The organism is uncultured Marinobacter sp., assembly GCF_913055835.1.
Classification (GTDB): Bacteria; Pseudomonadota; Gammaproteobacteria; order Pseudomonadales; family Oleiphilaceae; genus Marinobacter.
On the sequence record NZ_CAJXKQ010000045.1, the window covers coordinates 1 to 19,884 of the forward strand.

Here is a 19,884-nt window from a genome sequence, read left to right on the forward strand (position 1 = left end):
CCGGCCCTACCGGCACCAACTGTGTGGAAGCGGCCCTGAAGCTGGCCCGCAAGGTGAAGGGTCGCAGTGGCATTATTTCCTTCACCAATGGTTTTCACGGCGTCACCATGGGTGCCGTTGCCACCACCGGTAACAAGCACCACCGGGGCGGCGTTGGCACGCCGCTGGGCAATGTCGACTTCATGTTCTACGACGGCTACCTGGGTGACGATGTCGATACCCTGGCGATCATGGACAAACTGCTGAGCGACGGCTCCTCCGGTTTCGAGCTGCCGGCGGCGGTGATTGTGGAAGCCGTCCAGGGCGAGGGTGGTCTGAATGCCTGTCGCGCCGAATGGCTGAAAGGCCTGTCCGAGCTGTGCAAGAAGCACGATATTCTGCTGATTCTGGATGATATCCAGGCCGGTAATGGCCGCACCGGTGAGTTCTTCAGCTTTGAATTTGCCGGCATCAAGCCGGACATCGTAACCGTTTCCAAGTCCCTCAGTGGCTATGGTCTGCCGATGGCGCTGGTACTGTTCAAGCCGGAACTGGACGTTTGGGACCCGGGCGAGCACAACGGTACCTTCCGTGGTAACAACATGGCGTTCATTACCGCACGAACCGCTGTTGAGACCTATTGGAAAGACGACGCCTTCGCCAATGAAGTGAAGGCGAAGACCAAGGTGCTGGGCGATGCCCTTCAGGCGATTTGCGACAAGTACCCCGGTCAGTTCAAAATGAAGGGGCGCGGTTTGATGCGTGGTATTGAAGCAACCCACGCGGATATCACAGGCCCGATTACCAAACGTGCCTTCGAGCACGGCCTGATCATTGAGACCAGTGGTCCCAATGATGAAGTCATCAAGTGCCTGATGCCGCTGACGACCAGCGAGGAAGACCTGAAGAAAGGGGCTGCCCTGCTGGCGAAAAGTGTCGACGAAATCATGCAGGAAGGGCTCAGCGAGGCGTCGTAAGACGCCCGCACCTCCGGACATTCATGCTGCAGGATAGCAAAGGCAAAACTATGACCAGCCAACAACATACCGTTGAAAAGATCGGCGGTACGTCGATGAGTAACTACGAGGCCGTCCGCGATAACATCATCATCGGTAACCGTAAGAAGGACGACCTCTATCAGCGCATTTTCGTGGTCTCTGCCTACGGCGGCGTGACCAACGAGCTGCTCGAACACAAGAAAACAGGCGAACCGGGCGTCTACGCCCTGTTTGCCGATGCCGAGTCAGACTGGGCCTGGGGTGACGACCTCACCAAACTGGTCAAGTTCCTGACCGATATCAACGGCGAGCTGTTCGAGGATCCGATGCTCAAGCAGCAGGCGGACCAGTTCATTACCGACCGTATCGAGGGCGTTCGGGGCTGCCTGATCGATCTTCAGCGCCTGTGCTCCTACGGCCAGTTCCAGCTGGAAGAACACCTGCTCACCGTGCGGGAAATGCTCGCAGGCATTGGTGAGGCTCACAGTGCCTTTAACACCGCCCTGAAGCTTCAGCAGGAAGGCATCAATGCCCGTTTTGTGGACCTGACCGGCTGGCGTGACAACGAATTGCTGCCGCTGGATGAAAAGCTCAAGCAGGCCTTCGACGCCGTGGACTTGTCCCGTGAGCTGCCGATCGTGACCGGTTACGCCCAGTGCAAGGAAGGTCTGATGCGCACCTTCGACCGCGGTTACAGCGAGATGACCTTCAGCCGGGTGGCGGTTATTACCAACGCCCGCGAGGCGATTATCCACAAGGAATATCACCTGAGTTCCGCCGACCCGAACATCGTGGGCGCCGACAAGGTGGTTCCCCTCGGTCGAACCAATTACGACGTGGCCGACCAGCTGGCTAACCTGGGTATGGAAGCAATCCATCCCCGTGCCGGTAAAGGCATGCGTCAGAACGAGATTCCGCTGCGGGTAATGAATACCTTCGAGCCGGAACACACGGGTACCCTGATCACCGGCGACTACGTCAGTGAGAAGCCCCAGGTGGAGATTATCGCTGGCGCCAAGGGCGTATTTGCCGTGGAGGTGTTCGATCAGGACATGCAGGGCGAGCCTGGTTCCGACCGCCGTATCCTGGACGTACTGAGCCGCTTCAAGGTCCGGTTCATGTCCAAGGACACCAATGCCAACACCATCACCCACTACGTGGGCAGCACCCTGAAGCACGTCAAGCGGGTGGTCAAAGCGTTGAAGGAAGAGTTTCCCAACGCTGAAATCAACACCCGGAAGGTGGCTGTGGTTTCCGCCATCGGCAGCGATATGAAGGTGCCGGGCATTCTGTCCCGCTCCGTCAAGGCACTGGCCGATGAGGAGATCAGCGTGCTGGCTCTGCACCAGTGCATGCGTCAGGTGGACATCCAGTTTGTGGTGGATGAGGACGACTATGAGAAAGCCATCGTTGCTCTGCATGGCGTTCTTATCGAGCCCCACAATCACGAGTACGCGATTGTCGCAGCCTGAGTTGCTGCAGCCTTGCTGGTAATGCCCGCAGGCCGACCGTTTGTGTCGCCTGTGGGTTTTTACTGACCCTCCCCCGGTAAATCCATCAGCTTCAGCACGTCGTATTCCCTACCGTAAATTCTGACCGGTACCTTAGCCATGCGAACGACTGAAAGGCTGGGACCGTCTCCGACAACGCCCAACGATGGTGAAAGGGATTCCCTGGTCGGGCTGTACTTCAGGGATGCGTCCCGGTATGAACTGCTGACAGATGAGGCGGAGCGCCGCCTCTCCCGCAAACTGACACTGTGCTACCGAATCATCAGTACCGAACTGGCCCTGCCGGAGGCAACTCCGCAGACGTTCCGGGAGGTGGTCGGTAGCCTCGGGGATGCGTGTGCCTTTTCCTCCCGATGTCGCAGGGCCTTCCATCTGGCCACTGCCTGTCGTCGCAAGTTGATACAGAGCAACCTGCGCCTGGCCGTGCACATTGCCCGTCGCTACGGGCAGCATGGTATTCCCATGTCGGACCTGATTCAGGACGCCAACGTCGGCCTGATCAAGGCGGTGGAGCGTTTTGATCCCACCAAGGGTTTTCGATTCTCGACTTATGCCTACTGGTGGATCAGTGAGGAAGTCAAACGTTGCCTGCAGCGCGGTACCCGCTTGGTGCATACGCCGGAAAATGTCGTGGATGAAATCCGTCAACTGCAGAAATTGTCCCTGAGACTGCATCAGAGCCTCGGCCGGACGCCGTCCCAGACAGAGTTGGCTCGTGAGATGGAGGCGAGCCCGTCCCGGATTGGCGAGCTGAGAGCGCTGGCGACAAGAGAGCTGTCCACCGACGTACCGCTGGTGGAAGACGGTTCCGTGACCCTTGGTGACAGCCTGGACGCAGGGGATCAGATGGCGCCGGACCACCCGATGTCGGACAGGGATCGGCGGCGGACGCTTACATCCATGCTCAGCGAGCTGAGTGATCGGGAAAAAGACATTCTGTCACGCCGGTACGGTCTGGGTCTGCCCGAACCGGAAACCCTGCAGGTGATTTCCGACGACCTGGGTATCAGTCGGGAACGGGTGCGACAGATTGAGAAAACCGCACTGAAGAAACTGCAGAATCGGTACGATTCCCCGGAAGACGCGTTTGGAGCCTGATCTGCCCTCAGGCTCTCAGACGTCAGTGAGCCGCGTGAAGCAGGAAAAACCAGGCCGCCGCGGTGAGCTGGCAGACCAGAACCACGGAAGTCAAAAGAAGCCGAAGCCGTAAGTACCAGGCGGGCCAATAAACCCTCATCCAACGTGCGTCCACCAGATAGAGCGCCAGATAGGCGCTGGTATAGAGCGCAATCTGTCCGGCAACCGGCAGAAGCAGGCCAACCCCGGCGGCCACGAAAAACACCTGGCTGAGTAACATGGTAACCAGCGGCGAGAGAGGATAGCAGCAGTTGTCCAGCTGCATGGCAATTGGCCAGTAGACGCCGGCCATGAAAGCCAGAATGCCTGCACTGTAGAGATAGAAATAACCGATCAGCGCCACGCTGTACTGTGGCATGAAGAACAGCCCCGCCAGAAGGCCAATAAACGGAATCAGTCCGGCGATGCCGACGAGAATGGCAAGTCGTGCTACTGCGATCACGGTTTCTGCCTCTGAACCCGGATTCTCATGGGTTCAACTTCTGAAGGTTCCATGCCAACCATTTCGTGGTAGGCGGAAGGGTGCACAACCTGGGTTTCACGGATATCAAACGAAGCCAGGGTATCCTGGATTTGCCAGGCGCTTCGGAACAGTGAGGTAGTGCCGTTTTTTTCAGAGAGCAGCAGAGGTTGGTCATCAATGCTGAGGCGCGCCATGTAATGTTGGCCCTCAAGCGAAAGGATCTCAAGCAGGTCGATTACCGGACTCTGCATGCTTCTGAGTTGGTCGAGGGTGATTCGCACAGACAAGCTCCGTGGTTCATAACACTCCAGAACTTACGACCCTCCAGCCTATTGAGATCATTGACTCAGTAAATAGCATTCCCGATGCTGTGGGCACTGCACCAGATGATCGTTCACCATGCCCGTTGCCTGCATGAAGGCGTAGACAATGGTGGGACCCACGAAGGTAAAGCCGGACCGTTTCAGGGCTTTCGACATGGCTTCGGATTCCGGCGTGGCCGTGGGAACCTCGGAAAATGAACGCCAGTGGTTCTGAATCGGCTGATTCTCGACAAAGGACCAGAGAAACTCGCTGAAACCAACACCTCTGTCCCGCAGCTCCAGATAGCCCCGGGCATTCTTGATGATCGACTTTACCTTCAACCGGTTGCGGATGATGCCCGGGTCGGCCAGCAGCTCTTCGATCCGGGCATCGTCGTAACGCACGATCTTTTCCGGATCGAAGTCATCGTAGGCCGCGCGGTAATTATCCTGTTTACGCAGAATAGTGATCCAGCTCAGGCCGGCCTGCTGGCCGTCCAGGCAGAGTTTCTCGAACAATGCCAGGTCATCGTATTCGGGGCGGCCCCATACGGTGTCGTGATAGTGCACGTAGAGTGGGTCGTCGCCACACCACGGGCAGCGTTCGGGAGTGTCCATAAACTGGCCTGTGTTATCTGTGTCTGGCCCGGATCACGGGCTCTTGCAACGGATCGTACGCTGGAACAGTGGCTCCCAGGAGGCCTCCATGGGCTCGGCATCCACCAGGGCAAAGTCGTGTGGCGGCGGCTCAAGCAGGGTGATCTCCGGCCACACCGGCCGGCTTCCCCGGAATACCACGGTTACCAGATAGCCCTCAATGTAGCAGCAGCTGGCCTGCCAGTCCTGTTCCGGCTGGTCGCCGTAGATCTCGAAATTCTTGCGCACTTCCAGTGTCTGCAGGTTGCCGGCAATTCCGCGCCCGGTTGCTTTCAGCCAGGCTTCTTTCAGGGTCCAGACCTTGAGGAAGGTATTGGAGTCGTCTTCCCGGAACAGCCATTCCTGTTCGACCGGAGAAAACCAGCGCTTCACGACTTTATGCCATTGAGAGTGACGCTGGCAGGGCTCGAGATCCAGCCCGATGGGTGATCCTGCAGAAGTGGCGCAAGCAGAAAGACCCTGGCTGTGGCTGAGAGACAAACGCCACCCTTCGGGCGTGCCGGAAGCATTGGGTCTGCCCGCCACCGGGCAGCAAAGATCTGGCGCAACCAGGGCGGATTTGCCTATGGCCTGGCGAATCAGCCAGCGGCTGGAAAGGTACTCCCGTTCCCGCGGGCCGCTGAATTTGCTTGCGGTCTGGCGTTCGTAATCGATAAGCCAGTCGGGATGGGCGATCTCGGGTCCGTCGGTCTGGTGGCAAAGCCAGACCGAGGGTCGGGCATCAGGGCTGAAGTCGTTGGATGAGCCAGCCATCGCCGTCCCTCACATATTCAAAGCGGTCGTGAAGCCGGCTGGGCCGGCCCTGCCAGAATTCGATACGATCGGGCACAATGCGATAACCGCCCCAGAAACTGGGCAGGGGCACTTCGCCATCACTGAATTTGCGCTTGATTTCAGCCACCTTCTGTTCGAGCAGTCCCCGGGAGGTGATCGCCTTGCTTTGCTCGGAAACCCACGCGCCAATCTGGCTGCCCCGGGGCCGCGATGCGAAGTAGCGCAGGGATTCGGCCTTGCTCACTTTTTCAACGGCGCCCTGGATCCGTACCTGTCGATTCAGTCCGATCCAGGGGAACAGCAGGGCTGCCTGGGGATTTTCGTCCATTTCCCGAGCCTTCCGGCTGCCGTAGTTGGTGTAGAAAACGAACCCGTGATCGTCGAAGTACTTCAGCAACACCGTGCGCAGGTCCGGCATGCCATCCCGACCAGTGGTCGCCAGCGACATGGCGTTAGGTTCGAGAATGCCGGCCTCCCGGGCATCTTCAAACCAGATCTGGAACTGCCTGACCGGACTACTGTCCAGCGCATCGCGATCCAGCCCTTCGCTCTCGAAATCACGACGCATATCGCCGATGTCCATAATTCTTCCTCTCACTCGAGTTCTATTGGCTCGGGATAAATACGACTCCGAAGCATATCGGGTTCAGGCCTGCCTGTCAGCGCTGCTTATGTCGGAGTCAGTTACATAAAACCAACAATAGAATGAGGCCCAATTCACACTTAGCCCGTATCTACCCGGACGTTAATGCAGGTCAGCATTGAGCAACAGGGAAATCTGGCCCGTTCACACACTCCAATAAAAGGTATGAACGAGATGATGTCCGAATACGATCTGCCCCTTGTGGCCGCTTCCTTTCTGGTCGCTGTGCTGGCGGCTTACGCGGCGCTGTTTTTCGGCGCCAGGTTAACCAATGCCAAAGACCGCGAGCGCCGAAAATGGCTGTCCGCCGGTGCCCTGTTGATGGGGACCGGTGTCTGGACCATGCACTTTGTCGGGATGCGTGCCATGCCGATGGCCGTCGCCATGACCTTCGATGTCCTGATGACGGCGGTCTCCTGGCTCGCCGCTGTGGTTGCCTCCGGCATTGCCCTGCATATTATCGGGCGGGAGCGGTTGGGAGCATCTTTATTTACCGGTGCAACGCTGTCCATGGCCGGCGGTACCGTTGTCATGCATTATCTCGGTATGTACGCGATGCGAATGTCAGAACCGCCGACATTCAATATCGGCTTTCTTGCCGTTTCCATCGTGATTGCCGTTGTTGCATCCGGTGTCGCGCTTGCTCTGTGCCGCAAGCTTCAGGGCATGGACGGAGCCGGATCCCTGGCTATTCAGTTTGTGGCAGCCCTGGTGATGGCTGCAGCAATCTGTGGCATGCACTACACCGGCATGATGGCGATGATCTTCCCTGAAGGCGCTGTCCCTGCCGCTGACAATGGCTTGCGCGGCGATTGGATGGGCATCCCTCTAGCCGTCTTCTGTACTGCACTATTGGGTGTTGCATTGGTGGTGACTGTCCTCGATGTAAAACATCAGCGTGACGTGGCCGTACTCAAGGCGGAGGAAGATCAGCGGGTGGCAGAGCTGGCTTTTGTGGACACGGTAACCGGCCTGCCCAATCGTTCAGCTCTGGAGGAACGACTGTTGGATATCCTTGCCCGGGACAACGCCGGCGGCAACCCGTTTGCTCTGATTTATCTGGATATTGCCAACTTCCGGGAGCTTTCCAGTGGCATGGGTGAGGAATCGTTGAATGCGGTGGTCAGGGAAATCAGTGGCGCACTGCAGGATCAGATGTCGGAACAGGTGTTCCTGGCCCGGTATTCGGCCAGCGCCTTCTTCGCCCTGGTGCCGGATCATGAGGGCAGTCAGCACGCCTTCATGTATAAACGCTTGAGGCAGCTTGATCAACGTATTGGCACCCCGGCCATGCCGGTCACCTGGCGAGCTGGTCAGTCCGCTTACCCGGCAACCGGCAACTCCACACGCAAGCTGGTTCGCGCTGCCATGGTGCCAAGAGACCTCAAGGAGATTGGCCAGTTTACCAACATGGTCACCGACCCGGAGCTGGTGTTGCCGGGACATAAGCTCCACAGCTGACAAACCGGCACAAGGCCGACTATCCTTGTGAACAGGCAGGCGGGCAAGATTGCCCCGGGAATAGGCCGTTGATAAGGAGATGTCTGTGGCTCAGAGCCGTAAACGCAGTCACATGCCCAGGAATCTGTTGATCGGGTTCCTGGCGCTTCTGATTCTGTACACCCTTGCAGGCTTCCTGCTGCTTCCCTGGTGGCTGGAGCGGCTGGTGCCTGAGCAGCTGGACCAGCGTATGGGCTGGCAGGCAGAAATCACCGATATCCGTACCAACCCCTTCACCCTGCGGGTGGAAGCAATGGGGCTTTCAGCGACTGATCCCGATGGCGAGCAGGTGGTTGGCTTCGATCGGCTGATGGTGGATATGAATTTTTTCCAGCTGGTTCGGGGCATTGCCGGCTTTGAAGCCATTCAGCTGGACGAGCCTTACGTTCGGGTGGACCTCCTCGAGGATTACAGTGTTAATTTTGCCAGGGACTGGCAGGCGGCCAATCCGGCGTCTGCACAGGAAGCGCCTGTGGAGGAACAAACGGAGGAAAGCTCTGGCCCACCCAGGCTCTATTTCGGGCAGATTGTGCTCAATGGCGGCGAAATGCTGTTTCGGGACTTTACCAAACAGGACATGGCGGAGTTCCGGATTACGCCACTGGATCTGACTCTGAACGATCTGGCCACGTGGCCCAGGGAAGGTCAGGACAGCGATTATTCCCTGTTGGCGGCACTGGGTAGCCAGACTATCGAATGGCAGGGTGATCTGAGCGTCGCGCCTTTTTACTCCAACGGTACCCTCAAGGTGTCATCCATAGGCTATGAAACACTCGCCCATTTCCTGGCGCCGTTTTTTCCCTATGACCTGCGCGGTGGCAGCGTCACTCTTAGCTCAGACTATGAAATCCAGGCCGGTGACGCCTTTTACCTGGAGACCACCAATGGTCAGCTGGAGCTGGAAAACCTCGCAGTGGCGCTGGATGAGCAGAGTGAGCAAGCCAGGCTGAGCAATGGCCTGTTGTCTGTGGATGCCATTGGTTTCGACCTGAACCGGCGGGAGGTCAGTGTCGGTCAGGTAACTCTGGATAATCTCGATCTCGCCGTGGCGCGAAGTTCAACCGGAGAAATTGACTGGTTGGCGCCGTTGGCCTCCGATCAAGGTGAGGCTCAAAGTGAAGGCGAAGCTTCCGCCGGCGGGGAGTCATTCCGATGGTCCGTAGCCGGTATAACGCTCTCTGAAGGCCGGGTTCTCTGGCAGGACAGTCAGCCGGAGACGTCGGCTGAAATTGCCCTGGAACAGCTCTCGGTTTCCATTGGCGAACTCAGCCATCAACTTGAGGAGCCGGTAACCTACAAGGTGGCCGGAACGCTGGCCAGCGGCGGGCAGTTGTCGTTCAACGGCCAGCTGACGCCTGCACCTTTCACGCTGGAAGCCGCGATCTCTGGAAGTGGTGTAGCCCTGGCTGCCTTTGAACCCTATGTGCAGGAAGGTGCCAATCTTGCCATCAGTGATGGCACCCTGGGGTTGGATGGCAACCTGGATCTCGATGGCCAGCAGGACCCGCTCACCGGCACCTTCAGTGGGACTGCAGAAGTGGCGGGCCTTGACCTGAAGCTGCCCGACAGTTCGGGATCCCTGGTGTCCTGGCAAACGCTGCGCCTTGCTCCGATTGAATACAACGTTCATCCCGCCCGCCTTGAAATCGGCACTGTGACCCTGGCCCAGCCGGTGATCAACATCGTGCGCAATACCGACAGCGTTCATAACGTCGAGCGCATTGCCAGGACAACCGGTTCCGCCGAAGAACAGGAACCGGCCACGGACGCGCAGGAAGCGAGCGAATCCGAGCCGGAGTTCATTTTCCGCATCGGTCAGTTGATGCTTGAAAACGGGGAGCTGGCCTACACCGATCGCACTCTGGACCCGGCCTTCACCACATCGTTTGATGAGCTGAATGGCAGCGTAACCGGCCTGAGCAACATTTCCCCGCAGCAGGGCAAGGTATCCATTCGGGGCCGGGTCGGCGGCGTGGCGGACCTGGACTTCGAGGGTACCATCGGGACACTCGGCACCGAGGATGTCAGCGATCTTCAGTTGATGATGCAGGATGTGTCACTGCCGGCCCTGTCGCCTTATTTCGGTCGTTACCTGGGCTACGGCGTGGACAGTGGCAAGCTGAACCTGAATCTGGATTACGAAATTGCCGGCTCACGAATTGATGCTTCCAACCTGGTAGTGATGGATCGCCTTGAACTGGGTTCCGCCATAGCCAGCGAAGAGGCGGTCAACGCGCCGGTCAAGCTGGGTCTGGCCCTGCTGCGTGACAGCAAAGGGGTTATCGAAGTGGATCTGCCCATAAGCGGAGACCTGTCAGACCCGGACTTCAGTGTCGGCAAGGTAGTGATGCGGGCGTTTGTAAACCTGTTGGCGAAGGCCGCGGCCTCTCCGTTCAGTATGCTTGGCTCGATTGCAGAACTGGCCGGTCTGAGCGGGGAAGAGCTCGGCAAGGTGGGCTTTATTCCAGGCAGTATCCAGTTGGCCGAAGGTGAGGCTGAGAAGCTGGCTGCTCTGGCCGATGCGCTGCTGGAACGCCCAGACCTGCTGTTGAATATCCGGGGCAATGTTGATCCCCGGGCCGACGGCCTCGCGCTGTTGCGGGAGGAACTGACCGCCGGCGGTCAGCAGGAGCTTTCGGAGGAGGCATGGCAGGAGGCCCGGGAAGCCTACCTGGCCGGTGAGCGCTCACTGGCGCCGGAGGCTCTGAGTAATCTGGCGTCCTCGCGAGGCGTAACCCTGCGCAATGTGCTGCAGCAAACCCACGGAGTACCGGCTGACCAGTTATTCCTGCTCGATCCCGCCAGGAATGCGGAAGTGGGCGGTGAGGGCAATGTTATCGTCGCGTTCAACCTGGATGTTCGTTGAATTCAGGGGGCTTCGAAGCTCGTCAGAAAACCGGCTGGTAACTTGAGGCCCCAGTGTTCGACCAGTTGCCGGTATCGACCGTTATCTACCAGTGGCGCCAGCAGTCTCAGCATCTCGTCTGCGCTCGCAGCCCCGCCCTTTCGGGCGACGATGCTCAGTTGATAGCGCTGATCCGGGTTGTCTGAGATCAGAAGTTTGTTCCAGTCTTCCGGATGCCTGTCCAGGTGCCGTTGCAGGTAGGAGTAGCTGACAATGGCAACTTCGGCCACGGAGGGCCGGTCTGCCTTTATCAGGTTTATGTTGCGGATGTGGCTGTCGGAAAATTCGATGTCGAATTTCTGTTCCAGTAGCGAGTTGTCGGTTTCGTAACCGGTGAAGCCGTAGTGATAGCCGGAAATAGCCACGATGGAACGGCTTTGCAGATCGTCAAAGAATGAAGTGTCCCGACCAGGTTTCCTGAGAGCAACATACAGTTCTTCGTCGGCCAGGATCGGGCGGCTGATGTCCACTTCTTTATCTGTCCAGCCCCAGTCAGGGCTTTCAAAGAAGATGACATCGTAGAGGCCGGCGTCGAAATCCAGGTATCGCCGTTTGGGCGAGGTGTGAAAAACCCGGAAGGATACCGATGGATGTGCTTGTTCAAGTTCCTGCAGCAGGTCTCCGAGCAGGCCTGTGGCTGCACCTTTGTCGTCAACACTGGCGATCGGGGGGAAATGGTAAACGCCCACGGTGATCTCGGTTTCGTTTGCCTGAACCGGCGTCGTTGCCAGCATAATGGCGGCAGCTAGAAGGGCCAGTAGTCTCCGAATATGGGCTTGAGCGGACACGATATTCCCGGTTATGTAACAATTGAATACTCGTTCAGAATAGCATGGGGATTTTGTGCACCTGAAGAAAAAGATTATTAACTTATGCAAAACGGATCTGTAACTGATGGATAGTGTCGTCAGCCATTTTTTCGCCTATGTCTCCCGCCTGCGTTGGATCAAGCGTTGGGGGCTGATGCGAAATGCCATTGAAGAAAACGTGGCCACCCATTCCTGGGAGGTAGCGACCCTCGCCCACGCACTTGCCATCATCCGCAACCGGCATTTTGGCGGTCAGGTGAATGCCGACCGTATTGCGGCGGCAGCGCTCTATCATGACGCGACGGAAGTGATTACCGGAGATATGCCGACACCGGTGAAATACCATTCCCGGGTTATGCGGGAGGCATTCGGGGACATTGAGCACAAGGCGGAGGCTGAGCTTCTGGCGCTGTTACCGGAGGACCTGCGGGAGGACTTCTCACCCTACGTTCGGGAATCGCAGTTGCCGGCAGAAGACAAAGAACTCATCAAGGCAGCCGACAGACTCTCGGCCTGGCTGAAGTGCCAGGCGGAAATCCGCGCCGGCAACAAGGAATTCGAGCCCGCCGCCCGGCAGATCCGCAAGCGGCTGGACGAGGACGGATTGCCAGAGGTCGCCTATTTTCTGAAGGTGTTTGCCCCCAGTTACGAGCAACCCCTGGACAACCTGCTGGGGTGAGTGGCCCCAGTGCCCCGGGAAGATAGCCCGAAAGCCATATCCGGTTGACAGCCAATTGTTAGAGTATCTGCTTTAATTGCCAGAACCCCTAACAAGAGACTTGTGACCATGAAGAACTTGAAGAACAAAGTTGCCGTTGTTACCGGTGCCGGTTCGGGTATCGGCCGTGCGCTTGCCAAATCCCTGGCGGACCGGGGCTGCCGGCTGGCGCTGTCCGATGTCAATGAGGCAGGCCTGGCGGAAACGGTCGAAGCGCTTGAGAGCGCCGATGTGAAGACCTACCGGCTGGATGTGTCCGATCGTGATGCCATCTTTGCCCATGCCGAGGAGGTTGTGAAAGATTTCGGTCAGGTGAACCTGGTTATCAACAATGCGGGCGTTGCCCTCTCTGCCACAGTGCGTGAGATGACCGACGAAGACTTCAAATGGGTCATGGACATTGATTTCTGGGGCGTGGCCCATGGCACCCGGGCGTTCCTGCCCCATCTGATTGCCTCGGGCGATGGCCATGTGGTGAACGTGTCCAGTGTGTTTGGCCTGATTGGCGTGCCCAAGCAGAGCGCCTACAACGCCGCCAAGTTTGCGGTGCGTGGATTCACTGAAGCTCTGCGTCAGGAAATGAAGCTGGAAAACCAGCCAGTGGCGGTGAGCTGTGTGCACCCTGGTGGCATCCGCACCAACATTGCCAATGCCGCGCGCATGGGCAAGTCCGAGAACGCCGTTGCCCAGCGCAAGGGCTTCGATAAACTCGCTATGACCACGCCCGAAAAAGCTGCAGAAACCATTGTGAAAGGCATACTCAAGAATGAGTCCCGGATACTGGTGGGCCCGGACGCCTGGGGTATTGATGCGATCAACCGCCTGCTGGGCTCTGCCTACCAGCCGCTGGTAGAGCGTTTTTCCCGAAAGAACCTGTATGTCTGATGCGTGAGCCTGACTGTCAGGGGCCCGGGTAAAGCCGGGCCCACTGTACATTTTACAAACAGGTTTTCGGGGCTATACTCGAAAGCTGATCCAAGGAAGAGTCAGCATGAATACGCCTCACCATTCCGACCTGGGGGCCACTCTGGAACAGAGCCGCTCGGGTCTGCGCGACAGCCATCGCCGCTCACTGATGCGGCTGCTTTTTCTGGTCACCGGCTCGGCTCTGGTGGTCTTTGCTTGCCTGCAGTTTCTCAATGGCTACCCTTGGGTGGGTGCAGGTGAGCTCTTTGCCAGTGCTGTGCTCTATTTCGGGGTCTGGCGTCTGAAATCGACGCCTCATTTGCAGCAATGGGTCTATGCCTACCTGGTGCCCCTGTTCGCCTTTTTCCTGGTGATCATGCTGTTGCCGGAAGCCTCGGTGTCCGCTTTCGTGTGGGTGCTGATGATGCCGGTTCTCGCCTACCTGCTGCTTGGCAAAAAAGAAGGCATGATCCTGAGCGTGCCCTTCATGATTGTCGGCGGCGTTATCTACTACATCCACCTGGGCCAGGTCGGCACCCCCCATGCGATGATTGATCTGCTCAACATGGTTCTGTGTGGAGCGCTCATGCTGGCCTTCATCCACATGTATGAGGTTCGCCGTGAAGAGGCGGAGCAGCGTCTGGTGGATATGGCCCAGACCGATGCACTGACCGGTCTCGCAAATCGCAGTAACTTCCAGAGTACCCTCAATCGCACCATCGCCGAGGGTGAACGAAGTGGCAACGGGTTCGCGTTGGTAGTCATGGATATTGACCACTTCAAGGTCGTCAACGATACCCTCGGCCACGAGGCCGGAGACTTCGTGCTGAAGAACATCAGCCGGTGTCTGACTGAGCGCCTCAGAAGCACGGACTTCGTCGGCCGCCTGGGTGGCGAGGAGTTCGGCCTGATACTGCGGGATGTGAAGCCGGCGGATGCATTTGTGCTGATGGACGAACTGCGCCAGCGGATCTCTGAACGCGAATTGTCCTATGGTGACGCCCGAATCCGGGTGACGGCGTCCTTCGGAATTGCCCAGTGGCCAGACCACGGCCGGGAAGCCGAAAGCCTGTTCCGGGTAGCCGATCGCTGGCTCTATAGTGGCAAGCGAGCCGGGCGTAACCGGGTGGTCGGCGCCGGCCATAACCCCCGTCAGCTTGAGATTCTGACTGTCGAAGCGGGCTGATTCCGGTATTCTTGGGGTAGTCATTCTCCTGCAAGATTGAAGTAGCCCATGTGTGAACTGCTGGCCATGAGCGCCAATACGCCCACCGACCTGTGTTTCAGCTTCACCGGCCTCACCCGTCGAGGCGGCCAGACCGGCCCCCACAAGGACGGTTGGGGTGTGGCCTTCTACGAAGGCAAGGGCGTGCGTGCCTTCCACGACGCCGACGCCAGCGCCAGTTCCCGAATCGCAGAAGTGGTCCAGACCCACCCGATCAAAAGCGAAGTGGCCATCTGCCACATCCGCCAGGCCAACGTTGGCGATATCTGCCTGGCCAACACCCACCCGTTCATGCGTGAGCTCTGGGGCCGCTACTGGGTGTTTGCCCACAACGGCCAGCTCTCCGGCTTCCGTTCGAATCCCGGCTTCTACGAGCCGGTCGGAACCACCGACAGCGAGGCGCTGTTCTGCGATATTCTTAACCACCTTCGAACGCACTGCGATCGCAATACCGGAACCGATGAAATAATCGACCGCCTGGTCCGGTTGTCCGTCGCCTACGCCAGCCAGGGCGTTTTCAACCTCCTACTGAGTAACGGTGATTGGCTGTTCACTTACTGCACCACCAAAATGGCCAGCATCACCCGGAGAGCCCCGTTTGGTCCTGCACGTCTGAAAGACGCCGATGTGACGGTGGATTTCGAATCGGAAACGACGCCCAATGACATCGTCAGCGTGATCGTTACTGAACCTCTGACCACAGATGAAAAGTGGGATGTTTACCAGCCAGGCGAATGGCGGTTATGGAAGAAAGGAGAAGTCATTCGATCCGGCGTCGCTGAGCCGCATTCCTGATCCGGGAGTGGGGAATCGGGTGGGGAGATCTTTCTTCCGGGAAAAGGCAACTCGCTGCGCTCAGACATCATTTTCCCTGCACAAAGACCTCCCCACCCGCTTCCCTTCAGGGCTGGGAGTTGCTTCCGTGATTTACTGAAGCGTCCGGCGATTACCTTTCTTGTATTGCGGTGCGATGTGCGCTTGGATTTCCTCTTTGAAACGCGCAATCAGGTCGCTGTTGTCGTGATCCCAGGGGTGAAAGCCGGGCTTGAAATACTCCAACCATGTGGGAATCAGGCTCGAGAAGGTGCCGTTAACGCCCCAGAGGCGCCAGAGACCGGTGGCGGTGTCTTTCAAAGAAAAATTCTTGCGGTCGTTCAGCATCATCCGGCTGGTGAAGTAGGTGCTCATCACACCCAGGGCGGCGGTGCTGAACATGAGATAAAAGGCCCTCTCGGCGTAGGTGCCACCTGCCGCTTGGAACACATCGTAGGCAACCGCCTTGTGCTCGGTTTCTTCAATTGCGTGCCAAACCCAGAGCGGGCGCATGGACTCGTCCATGTCCTGGCGGACATCGTCGCGGTCCAGCAGCATGTCGGCCATCATGGCAGTCAGGTGTTCCAGGGCACAGGTGATCGCCAACTGGTGACGCTTGGGCAGCTTTTTGGCGATTCCCAGAACCACTTCCAGGTGTTTTTCCAGTTCCTCAACCGGCATGCCCTGGTCACGAACGTGCTGGTTCATGGCGATGTGCTCCAAGGAGTGCATGGCCTCCTGGCCAATGAATCCGCGTATTTCTTCTTTCAGCTTGGGATCGGAGACCTGGTCCCGGAACGCCCTTACCGAATCGACAAAGAACTGCTCGCCCTGCGGAAACAGCACTGAGAGCCCATTCATGATGTGACTGATAGTGTAGCTGTTATCGACCCAGTAGCGGGGCACCTGCTCGCCAAACTCGAACCCCATGCGCTGGGCTGTGATGGTGACGTTCTCTGGTGTGTTGGAGGCCCGGGTAACCGTCGCCGTGTTCTTTTCTGCGGTTTTGTTGCTCAGCATGTGTGTACTCCTCACTCTGGCTGATGTCATGGGTTCAGTGTGGGGCAGTCAACGTTGGGCAGGAATGCGCAAAGGGGACGGCGGTCGATCAGGATGGGACACGGGCCGGAAATTGATTGACCATTCTGACGACGACCAGGGTGTGCCGGGCCCCACTGTAGCGGCGGGGGGCTTCTGATAGAGTCCATGGAAGTGCTTCAGCCACGCCAATCAGAAGGAATACCAATGACTGCAACCGGTCCGGACAAAGAACGGCAGATGCTGGGATTGTTCCTGGTGCCGGGCGCTTACCTGCGGGTCTTGGCCGAGACAGTCCGGCAACTGGGGTATAACGACCGGTCACTCTATGAAGGGCTCGAATTCTCCCCGGACGATCTCAAGTCCAACGACAGCCGGGTGTTTGTCACTGATGCCATCATCATGGCCAAACGGGCCGTGAACCTGGCCGGCCAGGACGGCCTCAGCTTCATGCTGGCCCGGGACTTACGCCTGACCATTCACGGCACCCTGGGCTTCGCGGCCCTTACCAGCCCCACCTTCGCCGATGCCCTGGACTCCGTGCGCCGTTACCTGCATTTGCGGGTGCCGTTTCTCGGCATGAGCCAGTCCGAAGCGGGGGATCAGGTGCTGGTAAAGCTCTGCACCGAATTCGAAGTACCCGGCCTCTACCCGTTTCTGGCCGAGACCGTGAGTGCCACCCTGATCCTGCTGACCGAACAGCTCCTGGACCGTGAGGACGCCGCAAAACACGGCTTTGCCCTGGAAGACGGCAAACTGCCGGGTGTCACCGTCCGCCTCAGCGCACCGGAGCCGCCCTGGTACCGGCAGTTCGCGGACCAGCTACCGGTCCGATTCGAATACGGCCAGCCCGACGAAATGATGGTGTTCCCCCGGGAACTCCTGGAAGTACGCATGCGCCTGGCCGACGCCGAAGCCTCCCGAATGGCCCGCCAGCAATGCGAGTTCGAGCTGCAGAAGGCCCTGAAAGAACAAGGTGACATTGTCCTGGCCATTCGCAACATGCTCCGGATGATGCCCGGCCCCCTGCCGTCACTGGAAGCCATGGCCGAGCGTTTCTGCGTCTCGTCCCGAACCCTGAAACGCCGGCTGGCTGACCGGGATACCAGCTACCGTGAAATTCTGGAGTCTGTACTGAAAGACCGGGCGATCCAGTTGCTCCGGTACACCAACCAGTCGGTCAGCGAGATTGCCTACGAGCTGGGCTATGCCGACCTCTCCAACTTCAGCCGGGCGTTCCGGAAGTGGACCGGCAAGTCGGCCAGCGAGTTTCGCGAGGGTGGTCCGGATCCGGCTCCGGAGGTTGGGCCTTGAGGTTTGGCTTGGGTTCTTAAGTCTCTCGGGCCGCTTGGTTTGGAGCGTGGTCGCAGGATGGAGCCTAAATTTTTCGGGTAAAAAGCAACTCGCTTCGCTCAGACATCTTTTTCCCCGAAAAATTCAGGCTCCACCCCACGCCCTATGGACAAAGCTGAGGGCCGTCAGAGTAATTTATTGAGCTGTTTTAATTTGTTTTTTCTTCCTTATGCCACAATGGTTCGACGGACGGGGGGAAGGAATATTTTCCCGACAGGAAAAAGATGTCTGAGCGAAGCGAGTTGTTTTTCCCGAGGGAAAATATTCCTTCCCCCCGGCCAGCCCCCAGCACATGCAGGCTGGGGTTATAGTGTAAATCAGCTACGAATCCAGAAGGATGAGAACGAACATGACAGATCGCCCAGACACCCACAGCAAACTGATCGGCTACCTGCTCTGGATTTTCGGATTCCTAGGCTCGCACCGGTTTTACTACGGCAAACCCGTTACCGGCACCATCTGGTTCTTTACCCTGGGGCTGCTGTTTATCGGCTGGATCATCGACCTGTTCCTGATACCGGCCATGGACCGGGAAGCGGACCTGCGGTTCCGGGAAGGTGAGGTCAGCTACAACATCGGCTGGATCCTGCTGACCTTCCTGGGTGTGTTCGGGATTCACCGGATGTACATGGGCAAGTGGGTCACCGGCATTATCTACCTGTTGACCGGCGGCCTGTTCCTGATTGGCGTGCTGTATGACTTCTGGACCCTGAACAACCAGATCTCCATCCGCAATGAAGAGCGTCGCTTCGGCTGATCGACCTGCTCACAGGCCGGCAGCGGCCTCCAGCTCTACCAGGGCCTCTTCCAGGTAGTCGAGCATCCGCTGCAGGCTGGGTAGCGTGCGGCGGCAGCCGATGAGGCCGAATTCCACCTGGTCGCCGTAGCTGGTCAGGGTCATGTTCAGGGCCAGGCGATCCATGGCGATGGACACGGGGTACATGCCGTCCATCGTGGCGCCGTTCCAGTAGCAGGTCTCTCGCGGTCCGGGGACGTTGGAGATCACCACGTTGAAGGTCTGCCATTTCGGAGCCATGCCGGTGAGCAGATGGAACGCCGCCGGCGCTAGGGTCAGGGCGGTGTAGTTGATGATTTCTTCCGGAGACATGTGGGCGTAGCGGTCCTTGGCGGCTTTCACATCCTCATGGATCTGCATCAGCCGGGTGACCGGGCTGGTGACATCGGTGTGCAGCGAGGCGAGGATAACGCCCACCTGGTTGCCGCCAGAGCTGTCATCCTTGCGCAGGGACACCGGCACCATGGCGATCAGCGGCTTCTCCGGCAGGGCATCCTGGTTCATCAGGTAGCTGCGCAGTGCAGTGGCGCACATGGCCATCACCACGTCATTCACTGTGGTTCCGTAGGTTTTACAGACCGCCCTTATCCGGCCGAGTTCGTAGGATTGTGCGGCGAAGCGTCGGGAACCGGTGATCTTCTGGTTCAGGATGCTGCGGGGTGCGTGGAAAATCGAGGAATAGGCCGGGCCTTTCCGGGCGTCGTTGATGGTTCGCAGCAGTTCCCGGGCTACGGTCGGTACGGTGCCCAGTTGCTTGCCGGATTCGCCCAGCAGATGGCCGACACTGCGCCACAGGGAGGAGCCGCCATCCTCCTTTTCACGGGCCGGGCGGGGTGGCATGGCCCAGATCGGCGGCATGTCCCGCTCGCCGGTATCCTGGCACAGCATCCGGGTGACCATCCGCATGGCCGATACACCGTCCACCAGAGCGTGGTGCACCTTGATATACACCGCAAATTGCCGCTCCCCCAGCCCTTCAATCAGATGGAATTCCCACAGCGGACGCTCCCGGTCCATCAGGTGAGAATGTTCTGCCGAAACAAACGACAACAGCTCCCTGACCCGCCCCGGCGTTGGCAGTGCCTCGAATCGGAAGTGGTGTTCCAGATCCAGGTGCTCGTCTTCCACCCAGACCGGCTGGCCGAAACGGTAATCCAGGCGCTGGTTAAACGGCGGGGTTACCCGGGTGTACTGCCTGAGCCGGTCGGCTAGCTGGGCGACGTAGTCATCCGGTGCGTCCTCGGGAAACGAGAACAGCTGAAGACCGCCCACGTGCATGGGTTGCTGCCGCTTTTCCAGCCAGAGAAAAAGCTGATCCGTAGGGCTGAGAGGTTTCACGGGGCGTCCTTGTTATCAG

The 19,884-nt window shown here is 58.4% G+C and carries 19 protein-coding genes; 11 read left to right on the forward strand and 8 right to left on the reverse strand.

Annotated features, from left to right (window positions below; all coding sequences use genetic code 11):
- The 3 genes from QZ534_RS17565 to QZ534_RS17575 form a co-directional block, all read left to right on the forward strand.
- The coding region (locus QZ534_RS17565; protein WP_296936364.1) for a diaminobutyrate--2-oxoglutarate transaminase at window positions 1-956 on the forward strand (956 nt) is incomplete at its 5' end.
- A gap of 50 nt (window positions 957-1,006) precedes the next feature.
- Window positions 1,007-2,449 (forward strand): aspartate kinase, encoded by a 1,443-nt coding sequence (locus tag QZ534_RS17570; protein ID WP_296936367.1) that lies wholly within the window; start codon window positions 1,007-1,009, stop codon window positions 2,447-2,449.
- A 138-nt stretch (window positions 2,450-2,587) separates the two neighbouring features.
- Entirely contained in the window at window positions 2,588-3,586 is a 999-nt protein-coding gene (locus tag QZ534_RS17575; RefSeq protein WP_296936369.1) for a sigma-70 family RNA polymerase sigma factor, read from the forward strand.
- Window positions 3,587-3,608: 22 nt separating this feature from the next.
- Here QZ534_RS17575 and QZ534_RS17580 read toward each other — a convergent pair whose 3' ends face one another.
- From QZ534_RS17580 to pdxH, 5 genes are read right to left on the reverse strand one after another with little or no spacing between them, the layout of a single operon-like run.
- Complete coding sequence (locus tag QZ534_RS17580; protein ID WP_296936371.1) at window positions 3,609-4,067, reverse strand: DUF3429 domain-containing protein; 459 nt, start codon at window positions 4,065-4,067, stop codon at window positions 3,609-3,611.
- Window positions 4,064-4,369 (reverse strand): DUF6482 family protein, encoded by a 306-nt coding sequence (locus QZ534_RS17585; protein WP_069182537.1) that lies wholly within the window; start codon window positions 4,367-4,369, stop codon window positions 4,064-4,066. Before QZ534_RS17585 ends, QZ534_RS17580 begins: the two co-directional genes overlap by 4 nt.
- Window positions 4,370-4,426: 57 nt before the next feature.
- Window positions 4,427-5,008, reverse strand: coding sequence for a DNA-3-methyladenine glycosylase I (locus tag QZ534_RS17590; RefSeq protein ID WP_296936373.1), 582 nt, complete (start codon window positions 5,006-5,008; stop codon window positions 4,427-4,429).
- 33 nt (window positions 5,009-5,041) lie between these two features.
- Complete coding sequence (locus tag QZ534_RS17595; protein ID WP_296936375.1) at window positions 5,042-5,800, reverse strand: 4'-phosphopantetheinyl transferase superfamily protein; 759 nt, start codon at window positions 5,798-5,800, stop codon at window positions 5,042-5,044.
- The gene (gene pdxH, locus QZ534_RS17600; protein ID WP_296936378.1) at window positions 5,769-6,404 is read right to left on the reverse strand and encodes a pyridoxamine 5'-phosphate oxidase; all 636 of its coding nucleotides are present in this window, start codon (window positions 6,402-6,404) and stop codon (window positions 5,769-5,771) included. Before pdxH ends, QZ534_RS17595 begins: the two co-directional genes overlap by 32 nt.
- Before the next feature lie 165 nt (window positions 6,405-6,569).
- Here pdxH and QZ534_RS17605 point away from each other — a divergent pair, with 165 nt between their 5' ends.
- Together QZ534_RS17605 and QZ534_RS17610 are read left to right on the forward strand one after the other, a co-directional pair.
- Window positions 6,570-7,925: an MHYT domain-containing protein gene (locus QZ534_RS17605; protein WP_296936380.1), complete on the forward strand. Its 1,356-nt coding sequence runs from the start codon at window positions 6,570-6,572 to the stop codon at window positions 7,923-7,925.
- A 79-nt stretch (window positions 7,926-8,004) separates the two neighbouring features.
- A complete protein-coding gene (locus QZ534_RS17610; protein WP_296936382.1) occupies window positions 8,005-10,830 on the forward strand; it encodes a DUF748 domain-containing protein in 2,826 nt (941 codons plus the stop codon).
- Window positions 10,831-10,832: 2 nt separating this feature from the next.
- Here the strand turns inward: QZ534_RS17610 and QZ534_RS17615 are convergent, their stop codons facing one another.
- Window positions 10,833-11,657, reverse strand: coding sequence for a transporter substrate-binding domain-containing protein (locus tag QZ534_RS17615; protein ID WP_296936385.1), 825 nt, complete (start codon window positions 11,655-11,657; stop codon window positions 10,833-10,835).
- Window positions 11,658-11,763: 106 nt separating this feature from the next.
- Here QZ534_RS17615 and yfbR point away from each other — a divergent pair, with 106 nt between their 5' ends.
- The 4 genes from yfbR (at window position 11,764) to QZ534_RS17635 (ending at window position 15,322) form a co-directional block, all read left to right on the forward strand.
- Window positions 11,764-12,357 carry a 5'-deoxynucleotidase gene (gene yfbR, locus QZ534_RS17620; protein ID WP_296936387.1) on the forward strand — a complete coding sequence of 198 codons (594 nt, stop codon included), beginning with the start codon at window positions 11,764-11,766 and terminating at the stop codon, window positions 12,355-12,357.
- 108 nt (window positions 12,358-12,465) lie between these two features.
- Entirely contained in the window at window positions 12,466-13,281 is an 816-nt protein-coding gene (locus tag QZ534_RS17625; protein WP_296936389.1) for an SDR family NAD(P)-dependent oxidoreductase, read from the forward strand.
- Window positions 13,282-13,387: 106 nt separating this feature from the next.
- A complete protein-coding gene (locus QZ534_RS17630; RefSeq protein ID WP_296936392.1) occupies window positions 13,388-14,488 on the forward strand; it encodes a sensor domain-containing diguanylate cyclase in 1,101 nt (366 codons plus the stop codon).
- A gap of 48 nt (window positions 14,489-14,536) precedes the next feature.
- The gene (locus tag QZ534_RS17635) at window positions 14,537-15,322 is read left to right on the forward strand and encodes a class II glutamine amidotransferase (RefSeq protein ID WP_296936394.1); all 786 of its coding nucleotides are present in this window, start codon (window positions 14,537-14,539) and stop codon (window positions 15,320-15,322) included.
- A gap of 132 nt (window positions 15,323-15,454) precedes the next feature.
- On the opposite strand, the gene QZ534_RS17640 is transcribed toward QZ534_RS17635, so the two are convergent.
- Window positions 15,455-16,360, reverse strand: coding sequence for a metal-dependent hydrolase (locus tag QZ534_RS17640; protein ID WP_296936397.1), 906 nt, complete (start codon window positions 16,358-16,360; stop codon window positions 15,455-15,457).
- 225 nt (window positions 16,361-16,585) lie between these two features.
- On the opposite strand from QZ534_RS17640, the gene QZ534_RS17645 reads away from it, so the two are divergent.
- Together QZ534_RS17645 and QZ534_RS17650 are read left to right on the forward strand one after the other, a co-directional pair.
- Window positions 16,586-17,692, forward strand: coding sequence for an AraC family transcriptional regulator (locus QZ534_RS17645; RefSeq protein ID WP_296936399.1), 1,107 nt, complete (start codon window positions 16,586-16,588; stop codon window positions 17,690-17,692).
- 388 nt (window positions 17,693-18,080) lie between these two features.
- On the forward strand, window positions 18,081-18,488 hold the full coding sequence (locus QZ534_RS17650) for a TM2 domain-containing protein (RefSeq protein WP_296936402.1): 408 nt from the start codon (window positions 18,081-18,083) through the stop codon (window positions 18,486-18,488).
- A 9-nt stretch (window positions 18,489-18,497) separates the two neighbouring features.
- Here QZ534_RS17650 and QZ534_RS17655 read toward each other — a convergent pair whose 3' ends face one another.
- On the reverse strand, window positions 18,498-19,865 hold the full coding sequence (locus QZ534_RS17655; protein WP_296936405.1) for a wax ester/triacylglycerol synthase family O-acyltransferase: 1,368 nt from the start codon (window positions 19,863-19,865) through the stop codon (window positions 18,498-18,500).
- Window positions 19,866-19,884: the final 19 nt, after the last annotated feature.